Below are 9,229 nucleotides of genomic sequence, written 5' to 3'. Positions count from 1 at the left end.
TTTTACATACCTAGCCATACCAAGCAGCCATACTGAACATACTGGGCATTATTTTCAGTATAGTCCAGCATATCATTGACTAGAGTCATGCTCCCTTCCTGCAGCGCCGCCCGCCCCCCAGCCACCATCGGGTGAATCTTCTGGTTAGCTGACCTGTTGTACTTGGCCGACTGCCGCTTGCGTAAGCAGAAGAGGGAAAGACAGCACTCTGCACCGCTCCTGCAAGAGGGTGGCTGGGCGCTCTTTCAGCGTGGTTGGCCTACCAACCCTGTCGCTGGAAAAAGCTGGAATCCACAGCCATAGGTTTTGCCCTGCAATCAAGTCGATTCTTCCGGCAACAGACCCTTGGGATCCTCCGGCGGCGGCAGATGGGCCAGATCCCCACGGGATTCGCTCCCCAAAACTCGCGCCTGGATTCTCTTGATCACGACATAGAGCACCGGCACCACCAGCAGGCTGAGCAGGGTCGAGACGAACATACCGCCGATAACAGCCGTGCCCAGAGACTGGCGGCTGGCAGCCCCGGCGCCACTGGCCACGGCCAGCGGGAAAATCCCCAGGATCGTGCTCAGGGCCGTCATGAGGATGGCGCGGAAACGGGTCTCCGCCGCCTGGATCGCGGCCTTGACCAGCGGGATCCCCTGGGCAACCAGTTGGTTGGCAAACTCCACGATCAAGATCGAGTTCTTGCTGGCCAGACCGATCAACATCACCAGCCCCACCTGGCAAAAGATGTCGTTGGCCAGGCCCCGCAGCAGTTGGGCCGAGAGCGCCCCCAGAACCGCCAGCGGCACCGCCAGCAGAATGATCAAGGGATCCACATAGCTCTCAAATTGGGCCGCCAGCACCAGGAAGACGAACACCGACCCCAAAGCGAAGATCAGCGGCGCCTGTCCCCCCGACTCGATCTCTTCCAAGGACAGGCCCGACCACTCGAAGCCAAACCCCTGCGGCAGCAAGCGGGCAGCCAGACTTTCCATAGCCCGAATGGCTTGCCCTGAGCTGAAGCCCGGCAGCGGGCTGCCCTGGATCTCCGCCGAGCGGAAGAGGTTGAAGTGGTTGATGATTGCAGGGCCGGTGGTCTCCTCCACCTGAACCAGGGTGCTCAAGGGCAAAAGCTGCCCCTGCCCACTGCGCACGTAGAACTGGCCGATACGTTCGGGGCTGCCCCGGAAAGCCTGATCCGCCTGCACATAGACCCGGTAGTTGCGGTTGAACAGGTCGAAATCGTTGACATAGGTGCCCCCCAGCAGCGTCTGCAGCGTGCCGAAGACATCCAACAGAGGGATCCCCAGCACCTGGGCCATGTCCCGATCCACCTTGACCTGCAACCGGGGGGAGTTGGCGTTGAAGGTGGGCGGGTTAATCCGCACGCCCAGGGGGGGTTGGCCCGGCGGGGGCGGCGCGTTGCCCACGAAGAAAAGCGTGTTGGCCGTCTGCTGCAGCAGGTTGAAATCGTTCACCCCCCGATCCTGGAGCTGGAAGGTGAACCCGCCCGTAACCCCCAAATCGGGAATGGCTGGCGGCAAAATCGGGATCACCAACGAGCGGCTGATCCCGCCCAAAAAGGGCCCGAACAGCCGGTTGACAATCGCCTGCGCCGATTGTTCCGGTCGCCGCCGCTCGTCCCAGGGCTTGAGGGTGGCGAAGATTAACCCGTTCCCCGGCGAGGGCCCGGTAAAGCTGAACCCCCCCACGATCACCTGGTTTTCGATTTCCGGGATCCCGTCCAAAATGGCGCTGGCCTGCCGGATGACCCGGTCGGTGTAATTGAGAGAAACCCCCGGCGGCCCCTGGATGATGGTGATGAAAAAGCCCTGATCCTCATCCGGCACAAACCCGGTCGGCACGACCTGGAACAGCCAGTAGGTGAGGCCCAGACAGGCGACAAACCCCGCCACCACCAGCAGCCGCAGCTTCACCACCAGCTCCAGGAACCGACGATAGGCGGCGCGGATCCCTTCCACGGCCCGGTCAAACCAGCGCAACAGCCAAAACATCTGCTCCGAACGGGGGCGGATCAGCAGCGCCGACAACGCCGGAGCCAGGGTAATGGCATTGAAGGTAGACAGCGAAACCGATACGGCAATGGTGACGGCAAACTGCCGGTAGATGCGGCCACTGGTGCCGGGAAAGAACGCGATTGGCACAAACAGGCCCAACAGCACCAGCGTCGTGGCGATCACCGCCCCCAGGACCTCGTTCATCCCCGCCGAGGCCCCCTGCAGAGGCCGCATGCCGCGGTCGCGGATGTAGCGGGAGATGTTCTCCACCACCACGATGGTGTCGTCCACCACCAGGCCGGTGGCCAAGGTGAGGCCGAACATGGTCAGGGTGTTGATGGAAAAGCCGAACAGGCGCACAAACGCAAACGTCCCCAGCAGCGCCACCGGGATCGTGACAGTGGGGATGAGAGTGATGCGCCAATCCTGCAAAAAGATAAACAGCACCAGCACCACCAGGACAATAGCCTGCAGCAGGGTGAAGATCACCTCCTGCACCGACTCCGTAATAAACAGCGTGGCGTCGAAGGCGATCTCGTAGATCAAGCCGGGCGGGAAGCTACGGGAGAGCTCCGCCAACGTCTGCCGCACCTGCCGCGACACCTCCAAGGCGTTGGCATCCGGCTGCTTGGTGATGGCGATCCCCACCGCCTCCTGGCCGCCGATGCGGAAGAACGTATCGTAACTTTGGGCCCCCAGCTCCACCCGACCCACGTCGGCAATGCGCACCAAGCTGCCGTCGGGGCTGGCTTTGAGCACAATTTGGGCAAACTCCTCCGGCTGCGACAGCCGCCCCGTGGCCTGGACGCTGATCTGAACCTGCTGATCCGGCGGGCTGGGCTGGCTGCCGATCTGTCCGGCAGGCACCTGGATGTTTTGCTGGCGCACGGCGTTCACCACATCCAGCGCCGTCAGCCCATAGCCGGCCAGCCGCGTCGGATCCAGCCAGATGCGCATGGCATAGGTGCGCTCCCCGAAGACGATGACATCGCTGACGCCGCGAATGCGCCGCAGGGCATCGCGCACGAACAGCTCGGCGTAGTTGCTCACAAACAGCTCGTCGTATTCCCCTGCCTCTGAGCGCAGCGCCACCACCTGCACAAAAGCGCTATCGCCGGCCTTTTCTACACTAAGGCCGTTTTGGATCACCTCTGCCGGCAGCCGCGCCTGCACCCGTGCCACCCGGTTTTGCACATCCACAGCCGCCGTGTCCAGATCCCGATCCGGGCTGAAAGTGACGGTGATCTGGCTGGTGCCGTTGCTGCTGCTCACCGAAGAGATGTAGCGGATGCCCTCGACGCCGTTGATCTCCTGCTCCAGCACATTGGTTACCGCCGTCTCCACCGTCTCGGCATCGGCTCCAGGGTAAACGGCGGTCACCCTCACCGCCGGCGGCGCCACCTGCGGGTAGTAGTCCACCGGCAATAGGGGAATGCTCACCGCTCCCACCAGCACAATGATGATGGAGCAGACGCTGGCAAAAACAGGACGGCGAATGAAAAAGTCGACAAACATAGGCCAGGGATCCGCGTAAGGAGTAGAAGGGGATGACCAAGTTGGGAAACCGCTCAAGAGGAGAAATCTAGGGCGGGGATCCAGGCGGTCTCCCCTCCCCTTGCATCCTCTGCTGCAAAAGCACCTCATCGACAATCGGGGCGCCATCGCGGATTTTTTGCAGGCCGCTCAGCACAATCGGCTCGTTGGCCTTCAGCCCCTCCAGCACCTCGTAGCTGTTGCCGTAGAGGGATCCCAGCCGCACCGGCCTTTGCACCGCCACCGCCCCGGGGGGCTTGCCCTCCTCAGGTGGCTCTGTCGTCTGCACCGTGTAGACAAAGGTTTGGGCGCCCAGACGGGCTACCGCCGTTGCCGGCACCAGCAAAGCTGGCCGCTCCTCCCAGAGGATGCGGGTTCGCACAAACTGGGCTGGTCGCACCAGCGGGCCGTAGGCCTTGCGCAACTGGCCGGCGGGGTTCTCCAGCAGGGCCTTGGCCAGCACCGATTGCGTGCTGGCATCGGCTTCAGGCGCGATGAAAGAGATTTGGCTGGTGCCGATCACCTCGCCGCGGCTGTCCAAGATCTGCACCGGTGTGCCGATGCGCAGGCGGGGGGCCTGCTGCAGCGGGATATTCAGGTTCAGCTCCAGCGCCTGGGTTTGGGTCAGGGTGGTCAAAACCGTCTGGGGCGTCACATAGTCCCCCTGCCGCACCAACACTTCCCCGACAATACCGGCAAAGGGAGCCGTGACCTGGAAAAACTGCAATTGCACCTGCTGCCGCTCCGCCTCGGCCCGGGCCCGCTCCACCTCCCGCTCTGCCCGCACAATGGCCGCCTCTTGGGCCCGGATCTGCTCCTGTTGCGCCGCCAAGGCCGCCTCCGCCTGGCGCAGATCGCGGCTGGACTGATCCACTTGCGCCTGGCTGATGGCCCCCTCGGCCAAGAGGCGCAGGTTGCGCTGGTGTTGATCCCGGGCGAACTCCGCCGCTGCCTCCAGCCGCAGGCGATCCGCCCGCAATTGGCTGAGCACGGCTCGGCTGCTCTCCAGGTTGGCCTGAGCCGCCGCGATCCCGGCCGCTTGGCCGGCCACCGCCGCCTGTTGTTGCCGGCTGTCGATGGCAAACAGAGGCGCCCCGGCAGAAACCTGGGATCCCAGCCGCACGAACACCTGGGTCACCTGGCCGCTCACCTGGGGCCGAATACTGGCCACCTGCTGGGATCCGAGGCTTGCGATGAACTCCGACGTCTCCTGAATGAGCCGTTCTTCCACGGCGCCGATGGCCACCGGTGTCGGCTGGCCTTCTCCACTCTCCATGCCGCGAGGGGGCCCGCCGGGCCGACAGGCAGCCAGGAGCAAAGAAAAACCCAACAGCGGCAGAACTGTTCGCAATCGCATCCTCAACCTGCTCCCCCAACGAGCACCCAAACAGAGGGATCCCCCATCTGCATTGGCTCAACCAACCAAGGTAATGAGCCTGTGCCTTCCTGTGCCTGTGCAAAAGCGCTGGCCATCCTTCCCAATCCAGAACTAAGTTGACACTCCCGCCGCCTGAAGGCGGGGGATTCTTACGCAGTCCACAGAAGGACCCGTAACGGCGTTGTCAAAGCGCCTCTAGACAGTTCCTTAAGGCAAAGCCCCAAGGTTCTGCTGACTTTCTTAAGCAGGTTGGCGGCAGCATTAGCATCAGCGTTGACCAACCACCCCTTTGCCGTTTGGTACAGGCCCCGCTTGACACGCTTCCCAGAGGGTCTCCACCCGTCGGGTTTTTCACCATAATTAGGTAGCTCATCTCCATCTAGGAAGCTCGCCTGCGAACTGTACGCCTCCTCCGCCTCGATAAACTCAATGCCATAGTGCTGACATAATTCCGCAATACGCTCCTTTAACCAACCTGTTGGAATTAAAACAAAGTTTTGGTTATTGACCTTCCCTAAACCGCATTCTTGCTTTTGTTCTTTGTTCCAACCAAAGATGATTCTCCCAATCGAGTGGTGCAAACAGAAGTCAATGACCTTGCGCGCAGCTTTGTGAATTGCATCTCGCATCCTCCGGCTTCTTTTTTCCGTAATTCGCTCAAGTTTCTGCGACCAAAACCCCTGCGGCTTGTCAGTCTTAAGCCTAGCCACCTCCTTGTTGTACCACTGGTTAAAGGATTTGACTTTGCGTCCGTCAATGATGAAGCTATGCCCTAAGTTGCTAACGCACGTAAGCCAGTTGTTTACTCCGTGGTCAATTGCTAGTACCTTTTTTGGATCCAGCGATTGCGGTTGAGCGGGCTTAGCATAGATCCACTCCAAGTAGAACACCCCATGCCTGGGCAGAATTCTTAGCTCCTTAATATTTTTCCAATCTAAGTTGGTAGGAAATCGTATCCAGAAAGCGTCTATCCCAAACCAAGCTTTGACCTGGTTGCCGAGCGGCACTCTGACTCTTCCTTCTTGGAACTTAAGCCACTTCTTCGGGTATGCTACCGTGAACATTCCCTTCTTACGGTAGCGCGGTAGGTTTGGTCTTAAGCTAATCTCTTCTTGCAAGAAAAGTTTCAGCTTTGTCTTAAAACTACTTAGTGCCTCAGCTACAGACTTACACGTCTGTTGTGCGGCGGAAACATACATTGCGATAAAGTGCTTGTTTTTGGTTCTCACCATTTCAGCGCAAAGCTCACCATAGCTTGCCAATCGCTTTGTTTTGAAATAGACTTGTCGCGCATAGTACAAAGCGCAGTTGTACACCTTATTAGACTGTTGACACAAGTACTCTAATACGGGGAGTAGCTCCCTGTCCCTGACGAGAACCTGCTGACAGCCGTACCCCATACTTGTTGGTAAGTGGCATGATAACTGCAGTCTAACATAAGTAAGCAACAATGCGAGAGGGAAGCCAACGGTACAATCACTACAACCATGCTGTGGGGCTAGCGGTTGTTCGCCTCGTTTTTTGCCCAAAGAGAAGGAAAAAGGTCTTGGTAGGAGAAGTCAGGAACAGGTTGTTTGAGCTATGGCAGGAGCTGTCTAGCGAGAAGGGTTGGCATGTGAGAGCGATTGAAATAGCTCCAGACCATGTCCACCTGTTTCTTGAGATTAAGCCTACCGACCCAATTCATCTTGTGGTAAAAGCATTCAAAAGTAGAGCTTCCAAATATTTAAGGCAGAAGTTTCCTAACCTGCGAAAACTACCTAGCCTTTGGAGCAGAAGTTATTTTTTCTGTACTGCGGGGAATGCTAGCGCTGAGGTAATTCAAAACTATATCAATGACCCACATCATTGGTAAGCGACTAAAGTCGCTCTCGGGCTTTTCCGCCCCGCGCTAAAGTGCGAGGCTACCAAGCTATCCCTCTGTGTAGGCTTAGCCAAAAGCCCAGCTTCGGGATCCAGAGCCCCAACTGGCCGGACAACGGCCATCTTCGGCTAGACTGTTCCAAAGTTGTCGCGCAAGCAGCGGGTCTTTTGTTGCCTGGCGCGAAGGCGAGTTGCCGGGGTTAAAAAAGCTGACATGAGAACTGTGGCCGTAACCTGGTTTCGCCCACCGCAGCTTCAGCTTCGTCCTCAGCACTGGCTGTGGAGCTGCCTCGGGGCAGCAGCCATCACAGCCCTCACGGCGGCTGCCGCTTGGGCGCGGCCGGTGTTGGAAGTGCGCATGACCATGGGCTTGCCCATCAGCCCCAACTACTGGTACCTGGTGGCCCTCAGCCGGGCCGGCAGCCCCGGCCCCACCGCCAATCTGGTGGATCCCAATGTCCGCGTCGGGCCCAATGAGTATGCTTTTGTCCAGAACTGGGACTACCTGATCCGGGTTACCCCCCTCAACGAAGAGTCGGTCTTGCAGTCCACCATCCAGCGGTTTGGCGAGCCGGAGCGGGAGTTTGCCGTCGGCTTCAACCAGGTGCGGGTGGAGCGCCTCAGCCGCGACCGCGACACCCTCCGCTTGCAGATCGACATCTCGGAGCTAGAGGGCCTCGACGGGCGGGATCAGGATATCCAGGTGGCTCTCCTCACCGCCCGCGCCCCCTTCCGCGTCGCCCCCGAGGAAACCAACTTGGCCATTGACGCCACCCGCGGCGAGCTGCCCCACTACTACCGCCTCAGCCTCTCCAACCAGCGGCAGGTGGTCGTGGACGATCCCCAGCGCCAGGAGACGATGCGCCGCAGCCGAGAATTGATCCAACAAAGTGGCTCCGGGGCTGCCCTCAGCCGCGAGCTCATCGAGGGGGGAGCCTTGGAAATTTTGGCCGCCAACATCCTCACCTTTGAGCTGCGCCTGGTGGATCGCTAGGGATCCGCTCCCCTGCGCGCCCAAGGCGGGGCCCAGATTGCCGCCATTTCAAGCCCCTTCTGCGCCAAGAGAAGCTGGGCTGGGATCCAACATCACAAACAGAAACGACTCCAGCCCCGCCAGGTAGGTGAGCACCTGCTCCTGGGCCGCTTCCGGTTCTATCTGATGGGCTTGGGCCGCCTGCTCGATCAAGCTGGCCACCGCCACTGGCCCCTGCAAGAGGGATCCCAGCCAGGCCATCTGGGGAGCCGGAATGGCGAGGCGGCCGCGGCTGGCCCCCGGCCAGTTCATAGTAAACTCCAGCTTCTTTTCGTAGGCCTGGGCGAAGTTGCGGCGAAATTCGGCATTGTCCATCAGGATGGGGTTGAGCTGCACCCTGCCCTCCAGCCATTCGGCGTCGCTCCAGGGCAAGACCAGGGAAGAGCCGGGGTGCTCGGCCCAAAAGTCGATCAGGCGGTGGTCGGGGTAGATCAGCTCGTAGAAGTGGTTTTGCTCGGCGGGAGAGAGCTTGTCCAGCTCCACCTGCAGCCAGGCCGGCATCGCCCTGTCTTTGAACAGCAGCGCCGGATCCCAGTCGGCGTAGTCCACCAGGCAAACCAAGCCCAGCTCCGCCTCCTGGAGCATACGCATCAAGTCTGGGATTAAAAACCCCTTGTCGCCGGGCAAGAGGTAGTTGGCGCGGATGTTGGTGTCGTCGCTGTAGATCTGGGGATCCCAGTGCAGGGAGACCCGCAGCTCGTCAGAGGCCAGGCTGGCCATGAACTCCCGCACCCGCTGGCAGGCTTCGGGCGTGGGCAGATCAAACAACCCCAGCAGCCGGAACGCCTCCTGCATGCGCAAGATCACCTGCCGCTGGTAGGCGTGGTGCAGGTTGGCCCGCAGGATGCCGTCCGGCTTGAGCACCCGCTTGAGCGCCTTCAAGCCCGCCACCGGATCCTCGAGCAAATAGAGCACGTCGTTGAGGCTGATGAAGTCAAACTGCTGCCCCAGTTGTTCAATTTCCAGCAGGTCGAGGGCGTACAGCTCCACCTCTCCGAAGCCGTGGTAGCGCAGGCGTCGCTCCGTCGCCCGCACCGACTCCGGCGAGAGGTCGCAGGCCACCAGCCGTGCCCCCGGGTTGGCCTCCGCCAAGATCAAGGTCTCCCAGCCGGAGCCACAGCCGACATTGAGGATGGCGATCCCCTCGCTGGGCAGGATGGCGCGGGTGCGGGCGTATTGGGCCGTCGTCCAGCTTGAGCGGTATAGGCTGCCGATGGCGTTGCGCCCTGAGGCCTCAACGGGCACGTTGGGATAGGGCAGTTCCTCGTAGACTTGCCGCAAAGACTCGGTCGTGCTGCCGGCCATGGGATCCGCTCCAAGAAGCTGCTGATACATTTACGCTGAACACTGCTGAGCATTACTGCTCAGCGGTGAAGCGATAGCATTCTGTCCGTTTCCGTTGTCACTACGCGACGCTGA

General features: G+C 60.4%; 6 protein-coding genes. 2 read left to right on the top strand and 4 right to left on the bottom strand.

Annotation, left to right across the window (positions count from 1 at the left end; translation table 11 throughout):
* Positions 1 to 317: 317 nt before the first annotated feature.
* The 3 genes from ACVW0R_RS13185 to ACVW0R_RS13175 all read right to left on the bottom strand — a co-directional run bounded on the left by ACVW0R_RS13185 (position 318) and on the right by ACVW0R_RS13175 (position 6,314).
* The gene (locus ACVW0R_RS13185; protein ID WP_457502180.1) at positions 318 to 3,518 is read right to left on the bottom strand and encodes an efflux RND transporter permease subunit; all 3,201 of its coding nucleotides are present in this window, start codon (positions 3,516 to 3,518) and stop codon (positions 318 to 320) included.
* A gap of 67 nt (positions 3,519 to 3,585) precedes the next feature.
* A complete protein-coding gene (locus ACVW0R_RS13180; protein ID WP_099812481.1) occupies positions 3,586 to 4,893 on the bottom strand; it encodes an efflux RND transporter periplasmic adaptor subunit in 1,308 nt (435 codons plus the stop codon).
* A 170-nt stretch (positions 4,894 to 5,063) separates the two neighbouring features.
* On the bottom strand, positions 5,064 to 6,314 hold the full coding sequence (locus ACVW0R_RS13175) for an RNA-guided endonuclease InsQ/TnpB family protein (RefSeq protein ID WP_011429344.1): 1,251 nt from the start codon (positions 6,312 to 6,314) through the stop codon (positions 5,064 to 5,066).
* A 50-nt stretch (positions 6,315 to 6,364) separates the two neighbouring features.
* On the opposite strand from ACVW0R_RS13175, the gene tnpA reads away from it, so the two are divergent.
* Both tnpA and ACVW0R_RS13165 read left to right on the top strand, forming a co-directional pair.
* A complete protein-coding gene (gene tnpA, locus ACVW0R_RS13170) occupies positions 6,365 to 6,769 on the top strand; it encodes an IS200/IS605-like element ISSoc6 family transposase (protein ID WP_457502179.1) in 405 nt (134 codons plus the stop codon).
* 222 nt (positions 6,770 to 6,991) lie between these two features.
* Positions 6,992 to 7,771: a hypothetical protein gene (locus ACVW0R_RS13165; RefSeq protein ID WP_041438081.1), complete on the top strand. Its 780-nt coding sequence runs from the start codon at positions 6,992 to 6,994 to the stop codon at positions 7,769 to 7,771.
* Positions 7,772 to 7,819: 48 nt separating this feature from the next.
* Here the strand turns inward: ACVW0R_RS13165 and ACVW0R_RS13160 are convergent, their stop codons facing one another.
* Positions 7,820 to 9,115, bottom strand: coding sequence for a class I SAM-dependent methyltransferase (locus ACVW0R_RS13160; protein ID WP_457502177.1), 1,296 nt, complete (start codon positions 9,113 to 9,115; stop codon positions 7,820 to 7,822).
* Positions 9,116 to 9,229: the final 114 nt, after the last annotated feature.

It is taken from the genome of Thermostichus sp. MS-CIW-15 (assembly GCF_054060575.1).
The sequence above is the reverse complement of the archived record's forward strand: the minus strand, read 5'-3'. Positions and strand labels throughout refer to the sequence as shown.

Excerpts from the sequence above, each read along its gene's own strand:
- ACVW0R_RS13185 (WP_457502180.1), bottom strand. The coding sequence starts at position 3,518 with ATGTTTGTCGACTTTTTCATTCGCCGTCCTGTTTTTGCCAGCGTCTGC.
- ACVW0R_RS13180 (WP_099812481.1), bottom strand. The coding sequence starts at position 4,893 with ATGCGATTGCGAACAGTTCTGCCGCTGTTGGGTTTTTCTTTGCTCCTG.
- ACVW0R_RS13175 (WP_011429344.1), bottom strand. The coding sequence starts at position 6,314 with ATGGGGTACGGCTGTCAGCAGGTTCTCGTCAGGGACAGGGAGCTACTC.
- tnpA (WP_457502179.1), top strand. The coding sequence starts at position 6,365 with ATGCGAGAGGGAAGCCAACGGTACAATCACTACAACCATGCTGTGGGG.
- ACVW0R_RS13165 (WP_041438081.1), top strand. The coding sequence starts at position 6,992 with ATGAGAACTGTGGCCGTAACCTGGTTTCGCCCACCGCAGCTTCAGCTT.
- ACVW0R_RS13160 (WP_457502177.1), bottom strand. The coding sequence starts at position 9,115 with ATGGCCGGCAGCACGACCGAGTCTTTGCGGCAAGTCTACGAGGAACTG.